Source organism: Ruegeria sp. SCSIO 43209, assembly GCF_019904295.1.
GTDB lineage: Bacteria > Pseudomonadota > Alphaproteobacteria > Rhodobacterales > Rhodobacteraceae > Ruegeria.
In genome coordinates this window covers 1,441,854-1,461,590 of the sequence record NZ_CP065359.1, presented here as the reverse complement: position 1 = coordinate 1,461,590, position 19,737 = coordinate 1,441,854, and the positions used below count along the sequence as shown (strand labels likewise).

Sequence of the window (19,737 nt, the reverse complement as noted above, 5' to 3'; positions counted from 1 at the left end):
ACTATGGCACAGGCCATGAAAATCGCCATCGTGGATGATGAACAGGACATGCGCCAGTCGATCAGCCAGTGGCTGGCTTTGTCGGGGTACGACACCGAAACCTTTTCAAGTGCCGAGGATGCGCTCAAGGTCTTGGGGCCAGAATATCCCGGGATCGTGATCTCTGACATCAAGATGCCGGGAATGGATGGCATTCAACTGCTGAAAAAGCTGATGGGGGCCGATAGCACGCTACCGGTGATCATGATCACGGGACATGGTGACGTGCCAATGGCCGTAGAGGCGATGCGTGTCGGGGCGTTCGATTTCCTTGAAAAGCCGTTTAACCCCGATCGCATGTCCGAACTGGCCAAACGCGCCAGCAATGCGCGTCGTCTGACGCTTGACAACCGAGCCCTGCGGCGTGAGCTGTCTGGCGGTACGCAGATCATGAACAAGCTGATCGGTGCCAGCCCCGTCATGGAGCGGTTGCGTGAAGATATTCTGGATCTGGGGCAGGCGGATGGTCATGTCCTGATCGATGGGGAAACCGGAACCGGAAAGACTTTGGTGGCGCATGCATTGCACGCGGTTGGTAGCCGGGCGGGTAAGAAATTCGTCCTGGTTTCTTGCGCAGCACTTGAGGAAGAAGCGCTGTCGAAACGCCTGTTTGGCCCGATGTTGCCCGAGGACACGCAGTTGCCCGCCATCGAAGAGGCCCGCGGCGGTACGCTGGTTCTTGAGGATGTCGAAGCCCTGAGTGATACGCTGCAGGCCCGCCTCTTGAGCGTTATGAATGAGCAGGGCACCCCTGCGGAAACGCGGATCGTTGCGATTTCGAACCTGCAGGAAGCGGGCAAAACCTCAGAAGATGTATTGCGTCCCGATCTGTTCTATCGGTTGGCGGCGCTGCGCATCACCATGCCTCCGCTGCGACAGCGGGGTGAGGACATCCTGACGCTGTTCACCCGTCTGAGCGAACAGTTCGCAGAGGAATATGGCTGCGACGCGCCTCAGGTCAGTGCGCAGGAAGCGGCTCAACTGCTTCAGGCCCCGTGGCCCGGGAATGTGAGGCAGTTGATCAACATTGCTGAGCGTGCGGTGCTGCAGTCGCGGCGCGGGTCGGGGACAATTGCTTCGCTGCTGATGTCGGATCACGAAGAGATGCAGCCAGTGATGACAACTGAAGGCAAGCCGTTGAAGGAATATGTTGAAGCCTTCGAGCGGATGCTGATCGACAATACGATGCGCCGTCACAAGGGATCGATTGCCTCGGTGATGGAAGAACTCTGCCTGCCACGCCGGACACTGAACGAAAAGATGGCGAAGTACGGGTTGCAGCGTTCGGATTACCTGTGAAGGCGGAGGAGGGGGCCAGCCCCCTCTTGAGCCTGCGGTTCAATTCAACCCCTGGATATTCTGAACAGATGAAGGGACTCTTCGGCGCGTTCTTGGGTCGCGATGCAGTTTGCCCATTGTCTTTTCCACAGGACTGCTTTTATTGTGATCGAACGGGCCGGGTATTTTGTGCCTGCAAGCCCCGTGTTTTGAGTTTCGCTGCTGAGCTGATGGTGAGGATAGATCCCGCGCGGCGCGGCAGACCGATTATGCCCCAATGGGGCAGATGAACGCCTGAACCCGTCTATGCGGGTGAAAGGAATAAATGGGCGGGCCGCATTTAGACGCGCCTGTCGGAGAAGAACCGCGATGACGCGCGCGCAACGATTGAGTATACGGGCAGGGGGCCAAAGCGCCAGACCCTGCCGCGCGCCGTCCGATATCGCCCGTACAAGACACCTCCCCAAAAGCGCCTGTCCGCCTGGACGGGTCAGGACAACGCGTTTGGCGCGGTGCACCAAGGACACATGGCTAAGAAAATGCTTATCGATGCCACCCACGCGGAGGAAACCCGCGTTGTGGTGGTCGACGGAAACAAGGTTGAGGAATTTGACTTTGAATCCGAAAACAAACGCCAGCTTGCTGGCAACATCTATCTTGCAAAAGTAACACGGGTTGAGCCGTCGCTACAGGCGGCATTTGTGGATTACGGCGGGAACCGGCACGGGTTTCTGGCCTTTTCCGAAATCCATCCCGACTACTACCAGATCCCCGTCGCTGACCGCGAGGCGCTGATGGAGGAAGAGCGCGCCTATGCCGAGGCGATGAAGGCGCGGGATGAGGCCGAGGAAACAAAGCCCAAGAAGCGCCGGTCGCGTTCGCGCTCGAAGGCCGCTGACGTCAAGACGGACGATCCGGTTGAGACGCTGGAGGTTTCCTCAGAGCCGACCGGAATGGAAACCATCGATCTGGATGACGGTGAAGAGACGGAGGTGCCCGAAGGGACGTCTCCGATGGAAATCGTTGCCGAGACGCCGGTGGAAGAGCCTGAGGATGCCGCCGAGCCTGTCGCTGAAGAAGCTCCGATCGAAGAAGCCAAGTCCGAAGATGTAGATCAGCAGGCGGAAGCGCCAGAAGAGACTGCTGAGGTAGCGGAAGACGCGCCTGTCGAAGCAACTGATACCGACCAAGAAGAACCTTCGGATGAGGTCGAAGCCAAGTCTGACGAAGAAGAGGCGGAAGCTTCTGGCGATGAGCCCGAGGCGGATGGCGAGACAGAAAGCAAAAGCGCTGACGCGGCTTCGAAAGACGATACCATCGAGTCGGTCGCAGACGAAGACGATAGCGAGGATATCCGTCCTCCGCGCAAGCCACGCCCGCGCCGCTACAAGATTCAAGAAGTTATCAAGGTGCGTCAGGTCCTGCTGGTGCAGGTGGTCAAGGAAGAGCGCGGCAACAAGGGTGCGGCACTTACCACGTATCTGTCTTTGGCGGGTCGGTACTGCGTACTGATGCCCAATACCGCACGGGGCGGCGGAATTAGCCGCAAGATCACCAATGCCGCTGACCGGAAGAAACTGAAGGACATTGCCGCTGAAATTGACGTGCCCACGGGCGCGGGTCTGATCGTTCGCACGGCGGGTGCCAAGCGGACCAAATCAGAGATCAAGCGCGACTATGAATACCTGCAACGACTGTGGGAGCAGATCCGCGAGCTGACGTTGCAATCCATTGCGCCTGCGAAAATTTATGAAGAAGGCGACCTAATCAAACGCTCGATCCGCGACTTGTATAATCGCGACATCGATGAGGTTCTGGTTGAAGGCGAGGGCGGGTATCGCATCGCCAAAGACTTCATGAAGATGATCATGCCGTCGCACGCCAAGAACGTGAAGCGATACGAAGACGCGCTGCCGCTATTCGCGCGATATCAGGTGGAAAGCTATCTGGCCGGGATGTTCAACCCGACGGTTCAGCTGAAATCCGGTGGCTATATCGTGATCGGGGTGACCGAAGCGCTGGTGGCGATCGATGTGAACTCGGGTCGGGCGACCAAAGAAGGTTCGATCGAGGAAACCGCGTTGAAGACCAATCTGGAGGCCGCCGAAGAAGTGGCGCGCCAATTGCGTCTGCGCGATCTGGCCGGTCTGATCGTGATCGATTTCATCGATATGGACGAGCGCAAAAATAACTCGGCCGTTGAGAAGCGACTGAAGGACAAGCTGAAAACGGATCGTGCCCGTATTCAGGTGGGCCGGATTTCGGGCTTTGGACTGCTCGAAATGAGCCGTCAGCGTCTGCGTCCTGGAATGCTTGAGGCGACGACCCAGCCATGCCCGTCTTGCCATGGCACCGGCCTGATCCGGTCGGACGACAATATGGCACTGTCAATCCTTCGCCAGATTGAAGAGGAAGGCACTCGCCGCCGTTCGCGTGAGGTATTGGTGCGTTGCCCGGTTAGCATCGCCAACTTCCTGATGAACCAGAAACGCGAACACATCGCGCAGATCGAAGCGCGGTATGGTTTGTCGGTTCGGATCGAAGGGGACGTTCATTTGGTCAGTCCCGACTTCTCGATGGAGAAGTTCAAGACCGCTAGCCGCGTTGTTCCTGAAGCAACTGCGCCGGTGGTATCGGTTGATGCGTCGCTGATGGATATGGTCGACGCCACGGATGAGGACGAAAACGAAGAAGAAACTGCGGTTCAGAGCGAGGAAGAGACCAAGCCCAAGCGTAAACGGCGTCGGCGCCGGCGCAAGAAGAGTTCGGGCAATGGTGACGCGCCGGATGGCAATGCAGACGAGTCTGACGCAGACAGTGTAACCGACTCGAGCAACGAAGCTGAGAGCGTCGATACCAAGCAGACCGAGGCTGAGCCTGTTGCTGAGGAAGATGCTGAGAAAGCGGCCAAACCGAAAAAGCGCCGGGCACCGCGTCGACGCAAAAAGGATACTGAGGCCACAGTCGAAGCAAGCGAGACGCAGACCGAAGCGGATAATGCGAACTCCGATCCGCAGAAAGAGCCGGTCAATGCTGAGGCCGCCGAGGCTGAACAGCAAGAGCCAGCCGATGAGTCTGAAAGCATCGAACCAGCCGCTGAGCCCGATAGTGCTGATGCACCATCAGAACTTGAGATCGCCGAAGCAACGTCGGCTTCTGAAGTCGATGAAGAAGTGCCAGAGGAACCTGCTGAAGCGCCTGAACCGGTTGCCGAAGAAGCCGAAGAATCGACCGTGGCAGCAGAACCCGAAGTCATTGAAGCAGCCACCCCAGAGCCGGTCTTGGAGGCAGTGGCGGACGAACCCGAACCCGCGCCGGCCAAGCCAAAGCGCCGAGGGTGGTGGTCATTGGGACAGTAAGAAAAAGGCGGGCCAACTGGCCCGCCTTTTTCATTAGGGTGCGTTCCAAAGAATCCTCAGGCCGATTTTTGGATCACATATATCTGATGACCATCCACTGTATCTTGCGAGACAAGTGTGTGGCCAGATTCGGTGCAGAAATGCGGTACGTCGATAATCGCGGCTGGATCATCGGCCAGCACGCGCAGCATACCCCCCGCAGGCAAGGATTTCAGGCGCTTCCGAGCCTTCAAAACAGGCAGGGGGCACAACAATCCCAACGCATCCAGTGTTTCAATCTCATTGGTCATGGGGCTGAGATATTTCTAACGAGCGATACTGTCCAGCGCGCAACCACGAGGATGTGACCGAATGGCCTCGTGACGAAACCCGCGCGATACCATATGTGCTGAGTCATGTTCGGAATTGAGATCATAGACGCGGGCCTTCTGCCTGCCATGTTTATCGCCATGCTGGGCGGGTTGATAAGTTTTCTGTCTCCCTGCGTGCTGCCGATTGTGCCACCGTACCTCGCGTATATGAGCGGTGTAACTATCAACGAGATGCAGGATGAGGCGCGCGCGCGGCGCAAGGCGACCCTGGCGGCACTGTTTTTTGTTTTGGGTCTATCGACAGTGTTCCTGCTGCTAGGCTTTACAGCCTCGGTCTTTGGGGCGTTTGTTCTTCAGAATCAGGTGCTTTTCGCCAAACTCTCGGGCGCTGTCGTCATTGTCTTTGGCCTGCACTTTCTGAACGTGTTCCGTATTCCTTTGTTGGATCGTGAGGCACGCGTTGATACGGGTGACTCCAGCGGATCTGTGTTCGGGGCATATATTCTGGGACTGGCCTTCGCCTTCGGTTGGACGCCGTGTATCGGCCCACAATTAGGTGCAATCTTGTCGCTGGCCGCCTCCGAGGCATCAGTCACGCGTGGCACCGTATTGCTTGGCGTATATGCGGCAGGCCTGGGCATTCCATTCTTGCTGGCTGCGATGTTCCTGAACCGCTCGATGGCGGTTATGAACCGCATCAAACCGCATATGGGCACAATCGAGAAGGTGATGGGCGGGCTGCTGCTTTTTGTCGGCATCATGCTTGTCACCGGTTTGTTCACCGAATTCAGCTGGTGGCTGCTGGAAACATTTCCGGCTTTGGCAAACCTCGGTTAACCCTCTGGCTTTAAACACGGATGGATAGACGCCAGGTCTTACCTTGGCGTCAACGCTGCGCTAATCTTTGGCGCAGAGGGCCGGGTAATGAGCAGTCAGCAATCCAATCCGCAGGTGCGCAAACGCCGGGTGTTTTACATTCCCGGCTACGACCCGATTCATCCGCGCCGATATCGAGAGCTCTACCGCAAAGAGGGGGGCGCCCAGGCTGAGATATCGGGATACCAGATCGATATTAGCGCTAGGACGGGCGAAGGTCCCTACGGCTGGCAGGTGACTTCTCAGCAGGACGGCAGTCCTGTTGATGCAGATGTTCAGGTTCTGGTCTGGTCGGATATCGTGCGTGACAGCATGGCTCAATCGATACCGGCAACCTATCTGCAACTGGCGAGAACCGCCTGGATATATATCTCGACCGGTACGCTTTGGCGGCTGATGCAGCTGCGCAAGGGGCCCGTAATTGCGGCGCTATACCCGGTGGCAATGCTGCTGCTGCAGCTTTTTGCATCGTTGTTGATTGCTTGGGGTTTAGTCTCTGTATTGAAACCACTCGTTGGGTGGTGGTCTTTGGTACCTGCTGCCGGGGTAATCTATGCTCTGATGCAATGGTTCCGAAAGATCGATAATCGACTGTTCGCTTATTACCTTATGCATGACTATGCCCACTCGGCGAAGCTATACGGCGCGTATTCGCAAGATCTGCAATCGAGGCTGCGGGAGTTTTCTGACCTGATCACCGAGACGCTGGACACAGACACCGATGAGGTGCTGGTCGTGGGTCACAGCTCTGGCGCCCATCTTGGTGTGTCGGTGTTGGCAGATGTTTTACGACGACGGGGCGGTGTACAGGATAAGCCAGTCTTATCCTTTCTGACCTTGGGACAGGTGGTGCCAATGGTTTCGTTTCTACCGCAGGCACACACGCTTCGCGCTGATCTTAAATATCTATCCGAACGCGCGGATATGACTTGGATCGATGTCTCTGCACCGGGAGATGGCTGCGCGTTTGCGTTGTGCGATCCGGTCGCGGTCAGCGGCGTCGCTGGCCCCAAAAAATGCGGGCCGCTGGTTCTTTCTGCCGCCTTCACCCAAACACTGTCCCCCGCGCGATGGCAGCAATTGCGTTGGCGCTTTTTTCGCCTGCACTTTCAATATCTTTGTGCGTTCGATCAACCTGGACTTTATGACTATTTCCGCATCACCGCAGGTCCTGAAACATTGAAGCAGCGGTTTGAAGGGCGCGCGCCATCTCGGTCGCGCATTGAACGGTCGGTTTCGAAATACATTGCGGTGGAAGCATGACGCCCCCAAAGCCCGAAGCACGACCGGATAAAGTCTCGCTGTGGCGGTATCTACGTCTGTTTCGGCAAGACTTGCTGTCTGCTCAGCCCCAGCGTCTATATCGAGCATGGATGGCTGAATTCCGAACGCCGTTCTTTCGCTCATATATGGTCAACCAACCCGATCTGATCCGCGCTGTTCTGAAAGAGCGCCCGGATGCGTTTCCAAAATCAAATCGCATCAGCGAAGGCTTACGCCCCTTATTGGGCCGGTCCGTGTTCCTGACCAATGGCGAAGTCTGGAAACGGCAGCGCAGGATCATTGATCCCGCCTTTGAAGGCGGACGTTTGAAAGACACGTTTCCCGCAATGTTAAATGCGGCGCAGGCTTGTGCGGATCGGCTTTCAGGCAGAGTTGGGCAGAGGGTGGAATGTGAAGAAATCACAAGCCATGTCGCGGCGGATGTGATTTTCCGCACCCTGTTCTCGGTTCCCATCGAACATGAGGTTGCCGCGCAGGTCTTCGATAAATTCCGAATCTATCAGCGCGAACAGCCCTTGCTGAACCTGGCCGCATTCGTTCCGGTTCCAAGCTGGATGCCCCGATTTCATTCTCGCAAAACTCGCCAAACCGCCAGCGAGATTCGGGATCTGATCAGCCGATTGACGGATGAACGCGCTATAGCAATCGAAAACGGGTCGGCCCCCGATGATCTGGCCACCAAGATAATGACGACAACAGACCCGGAAACCGGAGACCGGTTTGATGCGCAGGAAATGGTCGATCAGGTCGCCATCTTCTTTTTGGCGGGGCATGAAACCAGCGCGTCTGCACTGGCTTGGACGCTCTATCTGATGGCGATGCATCCGGACTGGCAGGAAAAGCTGGCTGAGGAAGCGAAAGCTCTGGACATGCCCAAGTTTTCTACCTTGTCCCAACTGAAACTCAGCCGCGATGTGTTTCGTGAAGCTTTGCGCCTGTATCCACCAGTTCCAATGATTGTGCGCGAGGCGACATGTCCTGAACGCTTCCGTGATCGGGATATTTCGCAGGGTTCTCAGATCGTTGTAAGCCCCTGGCACTTACATCGGCACGAAAGGCTTTGGGACCGGCCGGACGATTTCGACCCCACGCGATGGACGACGGAAAACGGAAAGAAATGCCAGCGCGAGGCCTATATTCCCTTTTCGGCTGGCCCCCGGGTCTGCACGGGCGCAGGGTTCGCGATGGTAGAAGGTCCTTTGATCTTATCGATGCTCTTGCGTCGTTACCGATTCGAAACAATACCAGACGAAACGCCGGTACCGGTCGCGCATTTGACCGTCAGATCGAAAGACGGAATTTGGTTGCGCTTGGTTGAGCGCTAACAAACTACCATCGCTCTTCGGCATGCTGTATGCGGATTGAAAATGCGGAATCATATTGAACGGGATTGAGTTATGTCGAAAGCAGAACAGCGCGCGCAGATGTCCGAAGGCGCAGGATTTATCGCAGCACTGGACCAAAGCGGCGGTTCAACCCCCAAAGCGCTGGCTTTGTATGGTGTTGAAGCATCGGATTACGGATCAGACGAAGAGATGTTCGGCGAGATTCAGAAGATGCGCGCTCGGATCATTCTGGCTGACGATTTCACCAAGGATAAAGTGATTGGTGCGATCCTGTTCGAACGGACCTTGGGCGAAGAAATCGACGGCAAGAAGGTCGCGGATTACCTGTGGTCCGAAAAAGGTATCGTGCCATTTCTGAAAATCGACAAAGGACTTGAGGATGAGGCAAACGGTGTTCAGATGATGAAGCCGATCCCGGGTCTGGCTGAGACGTTGTCCAAAGCAGATGGTGTTTTTGGCACCAAGGAACGTTCCGTTATCCACGAAGCCAACGCGCAGGGCATTGCCGACGTTGTCGCGCAGCAGTTCCAGGTCGCACGCGTGGTCACTGATGCGGGAATGGTCCCAATTGTCGAGCCTGAGGTAAACATCCACTCGGAAACCAAGGCCGAGGCTGAGGACATTCTGAAATCAGAAATTCTGAAGAACCTGGATCAATTGGTCGAGGGTCAGGAAGTGATGCTGAAGCTGACGATCCCCAGCCAGGCCAACCTGTATGATGAGGTGGCTGATCACCCGCGCGTCCTGCGTGTTGTGGCGCTGTCCGGCGGATACTCGACCGAGCAGGCCTGCGACCTGCTTGGCCAAAACAGCAAGATGATCGCGTCGTTTTCGCGCGCACTGACCGAAGGGCTGTCCAAACAGCAATCTGACGCAGAATTCAATGCAGCGCTCGGCGGTAATATCGACAATATCTACCGCGCCTCGATCTGATCGCGGGGTAATCTATTCGGGCTTGATGAAATCGCGGCGTAATTGCGCCGCTTTTTCGCGCATGACACATCCTTTGGCGTGATCATTGATCAACCCCATGGCCTGCATAAAGGCAAAGATCGTGGTGGGGCCTACGAATTTCCAACCACGTTTTTTCAGATCTTTCGACATCGCGATGGATTCTTTCGATGTGGAAGCGCTTTGCGGGGCGGGTGGCGCCGAAGGCTCGTACCTCCAGACATAAGCGGCCAATGATCCCTCGTCAGCGATTAGGTCCTGCACGCGGCGGGCGTTGTTGATCACGGCTTCAATCTTGCCGCGGTGTCGCACGATGCCTTTGTCGTGCAGAAGTCGATTGATATCTGCATCAGAAAATTCTGCTATCTTGTTAAAATCAAAGTATCTAAACGCTGCCCTGAAATTCTCGCGTTTTGACAGAATGGTGCGCCAACTCAAGCCTGACTGAAAGCTCTCGAGGCACAGTTTCTCAAACAGTCGTCTGTCATCGGAAACCGGATATCCCCATTCGTTATCATGATAGTCAAAGAATTCGGGGGCGGCGTTGCACCACGAACACCGAGGTTTTCCATCTGGGCCCGTTGCCAAATCGTTCATGAATGTACCCTTTTTGTTCTCCGCGAGAATAAGCGACGCGATTGTTTGAAATCAAGTACTCAATCGGTTTGACGATACCATTTCAGAATGAAGACACGAATGGCCGAAGCCAGTCCGGTTTCCGGGTCGCGCTCTGCATCAATATTTGCCGCCAGGACATTGATTGGGATATCTTTTTCCCGCGCGATATCACGGAAGGCTTGCCAGAACTCATCCTCAAGCGAAACGGATGTTCGATGACCTTGCAAGGTCAGGGAGCGTTTGACAGGACGTCCACTCATTCGTCGACCTTGTGACCGTCAAGGTCCCGGCGCTGCCGGTCTTGCTGCAGCTTTACAACGGTCCTGTCGGCTTTGGATTGTCCGTGTTTCGCAGCGTTTGCATCCGCGCAGGCCTTTTTTTCAGCCCGCGCTTTTTCTTTTCGAAACCGGTTCAGGTTAACCGGTTTACCCATCAGTCCTTGGGTCCAATCATATGCTCGGGCCGTACAACCGCATCAAACGTAGCCTCGTCCACAAAGCCCAACGCAATGGCTTCTTCCTTAAGTGTTGTGCCGTTCTTGTGCGCTGTTTTGGCGACGGTCGTGGCGTTGTCATACCCGATTGTCGGTGCCAGAGCAGTCACCAGCATCAGGGATTCCTTCATCAGCTTGTCGATGCGTGGCTCGTTGGCTTTGATGCCCAACAACATCCGCTCCGTAAAGCTGTCGGTTGCATCGCCGAGCAGCTGGATCGACTGCAGCAGGTTATAGGACATCATCGGGTTGTAGACGTTCAACTGGAAATGGCCCTGCGAGCCTGCAAACTTCATTGCTGCGTCGTTGCCCATCACATGCGCGGCCACCTGAGTCAGCGCTTCGGCCTGTGTCGGGTTCACCTTTCCGGGCATGATGGAGGAACCGGGCTCGTTTTCGGGCAGGATAAGCTCACCCAATCCTGAGCGGGGCCCCGAACCCAACAGACGGATATCGTTGGCAATCTTGTAGCAGGAACCGGCAATCGTGGCCAAAGCGCCTGACAAAAAGACCATGGCATCATGTGCGGCCAGAGCTTCGAATTTGTTCGGCGCGGTCACAAAGGGCAGGCCGGTGATATCGGCCATATTCTTGGCGACAGCCTCATCCCAGCCGCCATGCGTGTTCAAACCGGTACCCACAGCAGTACCGCCTTGAGCCAGTTCATAGATACCGGGCATCGCAGCTTCTACACGCGCAATGCCCTGACGGATTTGGTGCGCATACCCGCCGAATTCCTGTTCCAACGTCAACGGCGTGGCATCCTGCGTATGGGTGCGGCCGATCTTGATGATACCGGCAAACTCTTTTGCCTTGGCTTCCAGCGCCGAGGCGAACTTCTCAAGCCCGGGCATCAACACATCGCGCACACTCATCGCTGTGGCGATGTGCATCGCGGTGGGGAAAGTATCGTTCGAGGATTGACCCATATTGCAGTGATCATTCGGGTGAACGGGATCTTTCGAGCCAATCTCGCCACCCATAATCTCAATCGCGCGGTTCGCAATGACCTCGTTCGAGTTCATATTGGATTGCGTGCCCGAGCCGGTTTGCCATACGACCAGAGGAAAGTTGTCGTCAAACTTGCCTTCGAACACTTCACCGGCCGCTTGTATGATCGCGTCGGCGATCTTGGCGTCCAGCTTGCCGATGGCTTTGTTTTCAATTGCACAGGCCTTTTTGATCACACCCAACGCGCGCACGATGGCGACGGGCTGCTTTTCCCAGCCGATGGGGAAGTTCATGATCGAACGCTGCGTTTGCGCGCCCCAGTACTTATCGGCAGGCACCTCAAGCGGGCCAAAGCTGTCGGATTCAGTGCGGGTTTGAGACATCGGTCGCTCCGGTCTGGTATGCAGTCGTATGCCGTTTACCCGCAGCAAGGCTGTGGCGCAATCGGCCAGTTGAGCGCACCTTAAACTTGGGCCGCGCAAAGGTATAGACGCGGCACAGCTACAAATAATTTCTGTTAGCGAAAACAGTGCCATTGTACGTCGGCGGGCTAAAGTTAAGATGGGACAATAACCCTGACGGAGGCAACCATGCGCGTGTCACTTCTCAAAAGCCCTTTGTATACGCTTGCGTTATTGTTTGCCGCGAGTTTTTGGCTGGCAGTATTTGTGCAAAACGCTCAGGCGACGGGAATCGAGCCGTTCGTGGGCGACTATACCGGTTCGGCCGACGTTGTTGATGCGGATGGTACGGCGACCCCTCGGGATATGAGCGTTTCGATTCAGGAAATCAGAGGGGGCTTCAACGTGAGTTGGACCACCACGACTTACAAAGCCGACGGTCGCATCAAGGATGAGAAATACTCGGTTGATTTTCAAAGCTCGGATCGGCCCGATGTTTATTCTGCGGCCATGAAGCGAAATGTGTTTGGCCATGAGGTGCCGCTTGACCCGATGAAAGGGGAACCCTTTGTTTGGGGGCGGATCGAAGGAGATACTCTGACGGTGTTTTCGTTGTTCATAGCCGAAAACGGTGGCTATGAGCTTCAGCAATTTGACCGGACACTAGCTGATGGCGGGCTCGACCTGTCATTTTCCCGGTTTCGCGATGGGGTTAAGTCGCGCTCGGTCGAGACATTCCTTCAAAGAGAATAAACCCCGCATCAAGCGGGGTTTTCTGGTCATTTCCGGAAGCTGTCCAGCGAGACCACATCCGCATCATGCTGAGGTTCTGCCTCTTCGGCCTCAAGCTCAATCGGGGCTTCTTCCGTCACATGGATCTCTTCGTCCTCGTCTTCCGGGCTTTCAAAGCGCAAGCCAAACTCAACCGAAGGATCTACGAAGGTCTTGATCGCCAGATAGGGGATGTAAAGGGGTTCCGGCGCATCCCCGAAATTCAGCGTAATCGAAAAGCCATCGTCACCGACTTCGAGGTTTTCGAACCAGTGCTGCATGACAATCGTCATCTCGCCTGGATAGCGCTCACGCAGCCAATCGGCCAACTCAACGCCCTCATGCCGTGTATCAAAAGTGATAAAGAAATGATGCGAACCGGGCAGGCCGGTTTCGGACACGTCGGTCAGGACGGTCTTGATCAGGCCTCGCATGGCCGTGTGCATCAGATTCCCGTAGTCGATGTCTTGCGACATGGTTGATCCTCGAAAGTGGTTAATCCCAGCATAGTTCATTCGGACGGAAACGAAAGGCTGTGCTGGGCTGTATTGATTACAAAATCTGCATGCCTAGTCCGGCCAGAACCATGATACCAAGTGTGGTTGCTAAACCGGATTTCATACGGAAAATCAACAGGCCAGCCAGAACGGTCAGCACAAGTGCGCTGAATTCAAGCGACGAAGGGTCGGGTAGGGGGATAGAAACTGGTCCCCTATGCCACCCCGGAATTGAGGTGAACAAGACGTTTAGCCCGAACCACACGGAGAGGTTGAGAATCACTCCGACGACCGCAGCTGTGATTCCGTGCATCGCGGCCCCAAGACGCGGACGCGCGGCGATTCTGTCCAGATGCGGGGCTGCAAGAAAAATCCACAGAAAACACGGTACAAACGTCGCCCATAGAGCGACAATGCCAGCCGCCAAAGCCAGCGAGGCGCCTCCGGCAATCTGACCGCTAAGCATGGCCACAAACTGAGTCACCAGAATCAGTGGCCCAGGCGTGGTTTCGGCCAGACCTAGCGCGTCGATCATCTGGTCCGTGCTGATCCATTGGTAGGTTTCGACCACGGTCTGGGTCATATAGGCCAGCACCGCATAGGCACCGCCAAAAGTTACAACCGCAAGGCGGGCAAAGAACCAGCCCAGATCGCTGAGCAGTTCCTGACCGCTCAAAGACAGCACAAACAACGGCCCCAGCCAAAGAATAAGCCAGAAAACCGCTGTGCGAACAGGATTGGCAAGTGTTGGGCTGGCTTGAACGGCAACGCGCATGTCGTCTTTCGAAGTCACGAATCCCCAAACGGCAGCGCACAGTATGATTAGAGGGAAGGGCAGGTTGAAGACAAAGATCCCCAAAAAGGCTAGGCCCGCGATAACCCGGTGCTCGACGTCTGTAAGCGCTTTCCTCGATAGGTTCAGTAATGCTTGCAGGACGATGATGATCACCGTGGCCTTGATGCCCAAGAATCCGGCTTGAACCAAAGGCAATGTGCCATAGGCCGCATAGAGCAAAACCAACAGCGCGATCACCAGAGCACCCGGCAGTACAAACAAACTGCCTGCGATTAACCCACCGGCCACTCCGCGCAGCCGCCATCCTGCATAAGTGGCAAGCTGCATGGCCTCGGGACCCGGCAACAGCATGCATAAGGAAAGCGCGCGCAGATAGGTCTGTTCGTCCAGCCAGGGGCGCCTTTCAACCAGCTCCTGATGCATGAGTGAGATCTGAGCGGCGGGGCCGCCGAAGGACAGCAGCCCGATGCGCCCAAACACCCTGATCAACTCTTGATATGAAGGGGTCATCTGCCGTGACCCGCGGGCCAATCATGCGTCTCGCTAGAGCCATCGCGCGCCCAGCGATAGAGTGCATCATAGATATGCAATCCAGCCTGCAATTGCTGCTGGTCATCCCGATACTGGCGCGACAAGCCGACCGAAAGGGCCAGTAACCCGGCGGCCTCAGGCGCCAGATCGTGCCTGTTTGTATCGGCGGCACGTATGATCGTCGCCATGCGGTCCAGAGGCTCAGATCGAAGCTTGAAGTCATCCAGCATCGTGTCAAAGGTACAATTGTCGCCGCGATGGCTCCAATCAGTTCCTTCAACATCAAAGGGTGTGGCGCCGAAGTGCTCGGCAACCCCCTGAATTTCATCCGGTGCTACAAACAGGAACCGAGCGCGCCTGTCGACAAACCTGCGGATCAGCCAGGGGCACGCGATGCGATCAATCTTGGGGCGGTGCCGCGTCACCCAGACCGTGTTGCCTTTTGCAACTGCAGGAAGGGCAGGCACAGGCACGACCATTGCGCCCGGCATAGCGCGCCAGGCGAACATTCCACCTTCCAGAAATTCTGCCACCACCCCTTCAGCCTGCAGCCATGAAACAACGCCCTGACTCAGCTTTTTGCCTTTCTGGCAAATTACTACGCAAGAATGATCGCCGGTATGATTTCTTATGCCATCAACATTTTGATATGGCATTCGGAATGCGCCGGGTATGAGGGAGGGATCATCGTCGAAATCCCCATCTGTGCGCACATCAAACAGGATAGGAGCCTGAGGCGTACCGATCAGGCGCAAGAGTTGTCGGGGTGTAATTGCATTGGGGGCAGCCATTGCATGTTTCCTTATTGCTTTGGATACATGCGAACTTGGGCTGCCGCCTCACGGGGTGTTCGCAAGCTTACCCCTTGATCCTCTGCTAGCGCGCAAATGCGGGATGGGTCAAGCTTGCGGTCAAGTTTATCAGGCCCAGTCCAACCTTTGCCCGGTCATGCAAACCGGAAGGGTATCCTGTGGGAACTGCCCCAGTTGTTCAAAAAGTGTAATGAAATCAAACTGATTATAGGCCTCGACCATCTTGTCCCCTTTGAAGCGCGCCATGACTTGTCCGGTAACTTCAAGCGGGGCACCGTTATCGGCCCGGAAGGTGCGGACATGCAGAATACCAGAGACCCAATCACCATTTTCGATGATCTTCGGCAGTTCGACTGTGATCTCGCCCAGAACATGACGAAACGCCATGACCAGATCGCGAAAGTCGTCCGCGCCAACCTGCATTTCGGGTATCAACCCTTCGGCCATCGTATCCGGGGCAAAAAACTGATCGATTGCATCGGTATTGCCTTGTTCCCAGACCTCTGAATACCATGCCCTAAGCCTGTCAGAATTCGTCATCTCAGCCCTCCTGTCGCTTGTTCAGGAAGATGGATCAGAGAAATGAATAAACCCTGAATCCCAGGTGAGTTATGGGCATGGAGCAGACATAATCGGTAAAATGCAGGTTTCTGTTGCCAGGTACCTGCGAACCCCGCCTTACGCGGCTAGGCGCAAGGGCTTAAGTTTCGGTCTTGCTACTGCTTACGCAGCAACTGCAACCGGAGCACGATTGTCGTTTGCAATTGTACTAGTTTCGCCGATAACGGTGGCAGACAGCCGAGACAAAGCTAACCCCTTTAGACGTTCGTCGATCCTGTTTCGGCCCCAAAATCCCCAAACGAAGGATGATTGGTGGAGCCGCCGGGTACCGCCCCCGGGTCCGATCCGCTTATTACGAGCGCGTTTATGTCCATAGTCCCGAAGGACCCCTCATATATAGGTTAGGACGTGGTCGGATGCAAACCCGGAATTCTAAGGTTTACTTATATCAAATTCAATAAGTTAAGCAGCTCTGTTCATGTTGGCGAGAATAAGCCAAAGGGCCAGAACAAGCTCGATTCCACCAAAAGTCAGCGCCTTGACGAACGGGGGATTATCCAGCGCCAAAGACACAAACCGACCCAACGCCGCCCCTGCATAAACAACGCCCAGCATGGCATATGCCATCGGTGTGTTGAGCCAGAGAACCACGGCACCTGTCACCACGAACAACCCGCCAACCGAGGCTCGCATCTCACTAAGTCCCATGGTGCTTTTGGTGGGGGCTAGGTCCAGCGCGTTGGCTGTGTAGGCCGGGGCCAGAAATCCGAACAAACCAAAGCCGATGGTCAGCAAGGCGGCAATCACGTTAAGGGCTGTGATCATGGACTTTTTCCCTTTCTGCTCTGCCCGCAGAGTCTAGCGCAGCACTATGTAAAGAAAAGCATCTAAATCGCTGACCACAAACCTATAACTCCGACCGCGATCAGGCTGAGAGCCCAGACAAGTTCCAGATTGAACCAACTGCGTGACAGAAATTGAAGGCCCAGCCAGCGATAGACGGCGAAGGCCAGAATGCCCCCGCCAAGGATCATGGCGGCTGTGTGAAGTGCAGCGACCGTCAGTACGAGCAGGCCATTGCTCGCCATGATCTGAGAGACTGCGATCTGGCCCGTTTCCAGCTCGTCTGATCCACACAATCCAAGATAAATCGGAACCAACATCAACGCCGCGCCGTGTGCCAGCGCAACGAGGAACGACCAAAGTGCCAATTTGCTTGGCGGTACGCGCGACAACATCCGGGGATGCCGGCGTGTTATGGCGATGTAAACACCCATTGTGATCACAATCAGCGCAGCGCCGATACGAATTTCGCGTTGATATTCAACCAGAACTGCCATCATAGCAAATGGCAGTAGGACCCCCAGCATGGCGACGAAATGACCACCAGCCAGGGCGGTCAATGCACGCCACAAAGCTGATGGCCGTTGCTCCATCAGCGCCGAAGATACCGCAAGCGGCCAGCCCATTCCGGGATTCAGGCCATGATAAGCGCCGCTAAGCACAACGGCCAGCCAGAGACCAGCCGTTGATGTCATCAGAGTCTCCAACTCAGACCGATGGGTAGCAGAAACTATCGGTAGAACAGTCTCCACCCTCAAGCCGGATTTGGTGGGCCCGATATCCGTCGGGGAAGTCGACCCAGAACTTCGGATCCAATGTCAGGCCTCCGTTTTCGCCAACATCCGCCTTGACCATCGCAGCCCCGCGTTCACCGGGATAGAACTGATCATCCCAAGTGGAATAAAGCGAATTGGTCCAATATACCCGCTTTCCGTCGCGGCTGATTTCAACCATCTGCGGTCCGTAACCAAAGTCTTGCCCGTTGGGATGTTTTGTTTTCTTGACGATCCCCCCGATCTCGACTTTGCCCGCAAGGGTCGGGTTCATCGGATCAGAGACATCGTATTGATGCATCTCACCCGTACCCCAACAGGCCACATAAAGGTATTTATCGTCCAAGCTGAGGTCGATATCCGTGACCAGTGGCGGAACGGCAGAGAAGCCTTTCAGCAAATCAGGTAACTCATCAGGATCAGCGGGCTGCGGATCGATCGTGATGGTCTTCTTGGCCTCGAAGGTGCCATCATCATTACGCCACCAAGTAAAGATCGCGCCCTGCAGGTTGGTCGTGTCAACCACCACACCACAGAACCCATATTGTTTGACCGGATCGTGAGCGGGCCGGATTTCCAGGGCCATCTGGTGATTTTCACCCAGATCGATGGTCTGAATATTGGTCCGGCTGCGCAGGTTCCAGAAATGGATGCTGTGCCCGTATTTGTTGGACAGCAGATCCTCGGCCACGATGCCGTTTTCGAATTGCGGAGGCAGTCCCCATTCCGAACTGACCATATAGTCGCGTGGCAGGTTCCACCAGAAATCGTAGTGTTTGTCTTGGATACCTCGCTCGATCTCGTAGCGCCCGATGATCTCGAAGCTCTCGCAATCCATGATGAAAATGCCCGGAGGGCCGTCCGTGCCGTCTTCGCCACCGCCTCCAAGCGTGCTCACGTAGATCCCCTCCGGTCCGCAATGGATTGTGTGCGGGCGGGAATATCCAGTTTTTGCAAAGACTTCTTCGGGTTCGATGATCTTGTGTATCTTGGCCTCAAGCGGGTTCTTTACGTCGATAATGTAGATCCGGCTGGATCGTATACCAGGAACAATGAGGTAGCGGCGTTCCAGAAACGCATGACCACTAAGCGGTGACAGCGCAGAGGAACAAGCGTTCCACCCGAAATGGTGAAACTCATCGCCTTTCTCTGGCATGATCACCTGATGAACAATTTTTCCGTAATCATCCGAAGTCGGATCCACGTTCACGACGGCCAAACCGTCTGGTTGGGAAAAATCAGGGCTTAGCATCAACGTGAATGCAAGCGTTTCAGTGGGGCCCTCCATCGCCAGTTTGGCTGATGGGTAAAAGGTTGGGTCCGGTCTTTGGTTCATAACGTCCTCCCGTAAGTCATTGATCTTCAATTCATGTTGGAAGTTCCGGTCTTAACGCCGGATGTCATGCTGCCTGCTCGGGCACCTCGCCGTCCTTCGTTCCTTTTTGCCTGTGGTCAGGCGGGTTTGCGTCGTCTTTCGGCCACGTCCTGCGCCAGTTGCCGTGTGTAGGCCTCAAGTTTGATCAATGCTGCATCGACCGAGCCGGCATCACGCGCTTCTAGTGCGTCTGTGATGTCACTGTGGAGGGCGATGATCTCTTCGCGGGATCGGGCCGTGAACGTAATCATGTTCATCAGAGGTTGCATAGCCTCGACCGCACCGGCCAATTGGTAGGACAGAACGGGGTTGCCCGCGCCATCCACAAGCGCGCGATGAAAGGCGACGTCGGACGCGCAGAAAGCCTCATCTGTGAGACCTGGTTGCGCCTGACGAAATATCTCGGCCCGCATGGTGGCGAGTTGATCTGCGGTGCGGCGTTGTGACGACAAAGCAGCGCATGCACGTTCGAGCGCATAACGCGCTTCGCATGCGGTGTCGAAACTGACAGCGTTCATCGACAGCAGCAGTGTCGAGGTTGTGACTTGTTGGGAATAGGCGTCCTCAAAACTCAGTCGGTTCACAAACGCACCACCCGATGCCCCGCGTTGCGTGCGGATAAGGGACTGCGCTGCCAGACGTTTCAGTGCTTCGCGAACCGTAGGCCGTGATACTTTGAACTGATCGGCCAACTCAGATTCTGAGGGCAGACGCTCATCTACGATTAATCGACCCGAAATAATGGCGTCGCGGATTGCCTGAGCAATTTGAGCGGATAGATCTGCGGTACTCTGAGGGTCGATTTTCATGGTTGTTTTCGGCGATGCGTAATTTTTATTTGTCTGACATTTAAAAGTCTGACATTTGAAAA

At 55.6% G+C, this 19,737-nt stretch carries 20 protein-coding genes and 1 other RNA gene; 7 read left to right on the top strand and 14 right to left on the bottom strand.

Annotation, left to right across the window (positions count from 1 at the left end; genetic code table 11):
- Positions 1 to 3 precede the first annotated feature (3 nt).
- Positions 4 to 1,338 carry a sigma-54 dependent transcriptional regulator gene (locus I5192_RS07375; protein WP_170393162.1) on the top strand — a complete coding sequence of 445 codons (1,335 nt, stop codon included), beginning with the start codon at positions 4 to 6 and terminating at the stop codon, positions 1,336 to 1,338.
- A 506-nt stretch (positions 1,339 to 1,844) separates the two neighbouring features.
- Positions 1,845 to 4,676 (top strand): ribonuclease E/G, encoded by a 2,832-nt coding sequence (locus I5192_RS07370; protein WP_223118086.1) that lies wholly within the window; start codon positions 1,845 to 1,847, stop codon positions 4,674 to 4,676.
- A 56-nt stretch (positions 4,677 to 4,732) separates the two neighbouring features.
- On the opposite strand, the gene I5192_RS07365 is transcribed toward I5192_RS07370, so the two are convergent.
- Positions 4,733 to 4,966 (bottom strand): sulfurtransferase TusA family protein, encoded by a 234-nt coding sequence (locus I5192_RS07365; RefSeq protein WP_170393161.1) that lies wholly within the window; start codon positions 4,964 to 4,966, stop codon positions 4,733 to 4,735.
- A gap of 105 nt (positions 4,967 to 5,071) precedes the next feature.
- On the opposite strand from I5192_RS07365, the gene I5192_RS07360 reads away from it, so the two are divergent.
- From I5192_RS07360 to I5192_RS07345, 4 genes are all read left to right on the top strand, one after another.
- Positions 5,072 to 5,824 carry a cytochrome c biogenesis CcdA family protein gene (locus tag I5192_RS07360; protein WP_170393160.1) on the top strand — a complete coding sequence of 251 codons (753 nt, stop codon included), beginning with the start codon at positions 5,072 to 5,074 and terminating at the stop codon, positions 5,822 to 5,824.
- 87 nt (positions 5,825 to 5,911) lie between these two features.
- Positions 5,912 to 7,126: a hypothetical protein gene (locus tag I5192_RS07355; RefSeq protein WP_170465388.1), complete on the top strand. Its 1,215-nt coding sequence runs from the start codon at positions 5,912 to 5,914 to the stop codon at positions 7,124 to 7,126.
- Positions 7,123 to 8,472 carry a cytochrome P450 gene (locus tag I5192_RS07350; protein WP_223118085.1) on the top strand — a complete coding sequence of 450 codons (1,350 nt, stop codon included), beginning with the start codon at positions 7,123 to 7,125 and terminating at the stop codon, positions 8,470 to 8,472. Before I5192_RS07355 ends, I5192_RS07350 begins: the two co-directional genes overlap by 4 nt.
- A 72-nt stretch (positions 8,473 to 8,544) precedes the next feature.
- The gene (locus I5192_RS07345; protein ID WP_223118084.1) at positions 8,545 to 9,426 is read left to right on the top strand and encodes a fructose bisphosphate aldolase; all 882 of its coding nucleotides are present in this window, start codon (positions 8,545 to 8,547) and stop codon (positions 9,424 to 9,426) included.
- A 12-nt stretch (positions 9,427 to 9,438) separates the two neighbouring features.
- On the opposite strand, the gene I5192_RS07340 is transcribed toward I5192_RS07345, so the two are convergent.
- From I5192_RS07340 to fumC, 4 genes are read right to left on the bottom strand one after another with little or no spacing between them, the layout of a single operon-like run.
- Positions 9,439 to 10,041 carry a DNA-3-methyladenine glycosylase I gene (locus tag I5192_RS07340; RefSeq protein WP_223118083.1) on the bottom strand — a complete coding sequence of 201 codons (603 nt, stop codon included), beginning with the start codon at positions 10,039 to 10,041 and terminating at the stop codon, positions 9,439 to 9,441.
- Between the two features lie 59 nt (positions 10,042 to 10,100).
- Entirely contained in the window at positions 10,101 to 10,322 is a 222-nt protein-coding gene (locus tag I5192_RS07335) for a ribbon-helix-helix domain-containing protein (RefSeq protein WP_223118082.1), read from the bottom strand.
- Complete coding sequence (locus I5192_RS07330) at positions 10,319 to 10,495, bottom strand: DUF4169 family protein (RefSeq protein ID WP_223118081.1); 177 nt, start codon at positions 10,493 to 10,495, stop codon at positions 10,319 to 10,321. The genes I5192_RS07335 and I5192_RS07330 overlap by 4 nt, the downstream gene beginning before the upstream one ends.
- Positions 10,495 to 11,889, bottom strand: coding sequence for a class II fumarate hydratase (gene fumC, locus I5192_RS07325; RefSeq protein ID WP_170421467.1), 1,395 nt, complete (start codon positions 11,887 to 11,889; stop codon positions 10,495 to 10,497). Before fumC ends, I5192_RS07330 begins: the two co-directional genes overlap by 1 nt.
- 207 nt (positions 11,890 to 12,096) lie before the next feature.
- Between fumC and I5192_RS07320 the strand changes: the two genes are divergently transcribed.
- Positions 12,097 to 12,660, top strand: a complete 564-nt coding sequence (locus I5192_RS07320; protein WP_223118080.1) for a hypothetical protein — start codon at positions 12,097 to 12,099, stop codon at positions 12,658 to 12,660.
- 26 nt (positions 12,661 to 12,686) lie between these two features.
- On the opposite strand, the gene I5192_RS07315 is transcribed toward I5192_RS07320, so the two are convergent.
- From I5192_RS07315 to I5192_RS07275, 9 genes are all read right to left on the bottom strand, one after another.
- The gene (locus I5192_RS07315) at positions 12,687 to 13,154 is read right to left on the bottom strand and encodes an SspB family protein (protein ID WP_170393151.1); all 468 of its coding nucleotides are present in this window, start codon (positions 13,152 to 13,154) and stop codon (positions 12,687 to 12,689) included.
- Between the two features lie 76 nt (positions 13,155 to 13,230).
- Positions 13,231 to 14,481 (bottom strand): chromate efflux transporter, encoded by a 1,251-nt coding sequence (gene chrA / locus I5192_RS07310; protein WP_223118079.1) that lies wholly within the window; start codon positions 14,479 to 14,481, stop codon positions 13,231 to 13,233.
- Positions 14,478 to 15,293, bottom strand: coding sequence for a sulfurtransferase/chromate resistance protein (locus tag I5192_RS07305; protein ID WP_223118078.1), 816 nt, complete (start codon positions 15,291 to 15,293; stop codon positions 14,478 to 14,480). The genes chrA and I5192_RS07305 overlap by 4 nt, the downstream gene beginning before the upstream one ends.
- Before the next feature lie 129 nt (positions 15,294 to 15,422).
- On the bottom strand, positions 15,423 to 15,854 hold the full coding sequence (locus I5192_RS07300; protein WP_170393148.1) for an ester cyclase: 432 nt from the start codon (positions 15,852 to 15,854) through the stop codon (positions 15,423 to 15,425).
- A gap of 99 nt (positions 15,855 to 15,953) precedes the next feature.
- Positions 15,954 to 16,301: a transfer-messenger RNA gene (gene ssrA, locus I5192_RS07295) on the bottom strand.
- Between the two features lie 36 nt (positions 16,302 to 16,337).
- Positions 16,338 to 16,700: a DUF4345 family protein gene (locus tag I5192_RS07290; protein WP_170393147.1), complete on the bottom strand. Its 363-nt coding sequence runs from the start codon at positions 16,698 to 16,700 to the stop codon at positions 16,338 to 16,340.
- Between the two features lie 62 nt (positions 16,701 to 16,762).
- On the bottom strand, positions 16,763 to 17,413 hold the full coding sequence (locus I5192_RS07285; RefSeq protein ID WP_170421484.1) for a hypothetical protein: 651 nt from the start codon (positions 17,411 to 17,413) through the stop codon (positions 16,763 to 16,765).
- 13 nt (positions 17,414 to 17,426) lie between these two features.
- Entirely contained in the window at positions 17,427 to 18,827 is a 1,401-nt protein-coding gene (locus tag I5192_RS07280) for a selenium-binding family protein (protein WP_223118077.1), read from the bottom strand.
- A 116-nt stretch (positions 18,828 to 18,943) separates the two neighbouring features.
- The gene (locus tag I5192_RS07275; protein ID WP_170405607.1) at positions 18,944 to 19,675 is read right to left on the bottom strand and encodes a FadR/GntR family transcriptional regulator; all 732 of its coding nucleotides are present in this window, start codon (positions 19,673 to 19,675) and stop codon (positions 18,944 to 18,946) included.
- Positions 19,676 to 19,737 lie beyond the last annotated feature (62 nt).

Excerpts from the sequence above, each read along its gene's own strand:
- I5192_RS07375 (WP_170393162.1), top strand. The coding sequence starts at position 4 with ATGGCACAGGCCATGAAAATCGCCATCGTGGATGATGAACAGGACATG.
- I5192_RS07370 (WP_223118086.1), top strand. The coding sequence starts at position 1,845 with ATGGCTAAGAAAATGCTTATCGATGCCACCCACGCGGAGGAAACCCGC.
- I5192_RS07365 (WP_170393161.1), bottom strand. The coding sequence starts at position 4,966 with ATGACCAATGAGATTGAAACACTGGATGCGTTGGGATTGTTGTGCCCC.
- I5192_RS07360 (WP_170393160.1), top strand. The coding sequence starts at position 5,072 with ATGTTCGGAATTGAGATCATAGACGCGGGCCTTCTGCCTGCCATGTTT.
- I5192_RS07355 (WP_170465388.1), top strand. The coding sequence starts at position 5,912 with ATGAGCAGTCAGCAATCCAATCCGCAGGTGCGCAAACGCCGGGTGTTT.
- I5192_RS07350 (WP_223118085.1), top strand. The coding sequence starts at position 7,123 with ATGACGCCCCCAAAGCCCGAAGCACGACCGGATAAAGTCTCGCTGTGG.
- I5192_RS07345 (WP_223118084.1), top strand. The coding sequence starts at position 8,545 with ATGTCGAAAGCAGAACAGCGCGCGCAGATGTCCGAAGGCGCAGGATTT.
- I5192_RS07340 (WP_223118083.1), bottom strand. The coding sequence starts at position 10,041 with ATGAACGATTTGGCAACGGGCCCAGATGGAAAACCTCGGTGTTCGTGG.
- I5192_RS07335 (WP_223118082.1), bottom strand. The coding sequence starts at position 10,322 with ATGAGTGGACGTCCTGTCAAACGCTCCCTGACCTTGCAAGGTCATCGA.
- I5192_RS07330 (WP_223118081.1), bottom strand. The coding sequence starts at position 10,495 with ATGGGTAAACCGGTTAACCTGAACCGGTTTCGAAAAGAAAAAGCGCGG.
- fumC (WP_170421467.1), bottom strand. The coding sequence starts at position 11,889 with ATGTCTCAAACCCGCACTGAATCCGACAGCTTTGGCCCGCTTGAGGTG.
- I5192_RS07320 (WP_223118080.1), top strand. The coding sequence starts at position 12,097 with ATGCGCGTGTCACTTCTCAAAAGCCCTTTGTATACGCTTGCGTTATTG.
- I5192_RS07315 (WP_170393151.1), bottom strand. The coding sequence starts at position 13,154 with ATGTCGCAAGACATCGACTACGGGAATCTGATGCACACGGCCATGCGA.
- chrA (WP_223118079.1), bottom strand. The coding sequence starts at position 14,481 with ATGACCCCTTCATATCAAGAGTTGATCAGGGTGTTTGGGCGCATCGGG.
- I5192_RS07305 (WP_223118078.1), bottom strand. The coding sequence starts at position 15,293 with ATGGCTGCCCCCAATGCAATTACACCCCGACAACTCTTGCGCCTGATC.
- I5192_RS07300 (WP_170393148.1), bottom strand. The coding sequence starts at position 15,854 with ATGACGAATTCTGACAGGCTTAGGGCATGGTATTCAGAGGTCTGGGAA.
- I5192_RS07290 (WP_170393147.1), bottom strand. The coding sequence starts at position 16,700 with ATGATCACAGCCCTTAACGTGATTGCCGCCTTGCTGACCATCGGCTTT.
- I5192_RS07285 (WP_170421484.1), bottom strand. The coding sequence starts at position 17,413 with ATGACATCAACGGCTGGTCTCTGGCTGGCCGTTGTGCTTAGCGGCGCT.
- I5192_RS07280 (WP_223118077.1), bottom strand. The coding sequence starts at position 18,827 with ATGAACCAAAGACCGGACCCAACCTTTTACCCATCAGCCAAACTGGCG.
- I5192_RS07275 (WP_170405607.1), bottom strand. The coding sequence starts at position 19,675 with ATGAAAATCGACCCTCAGAGTACCGCAGATCTATCCGCTCAAATTGCT.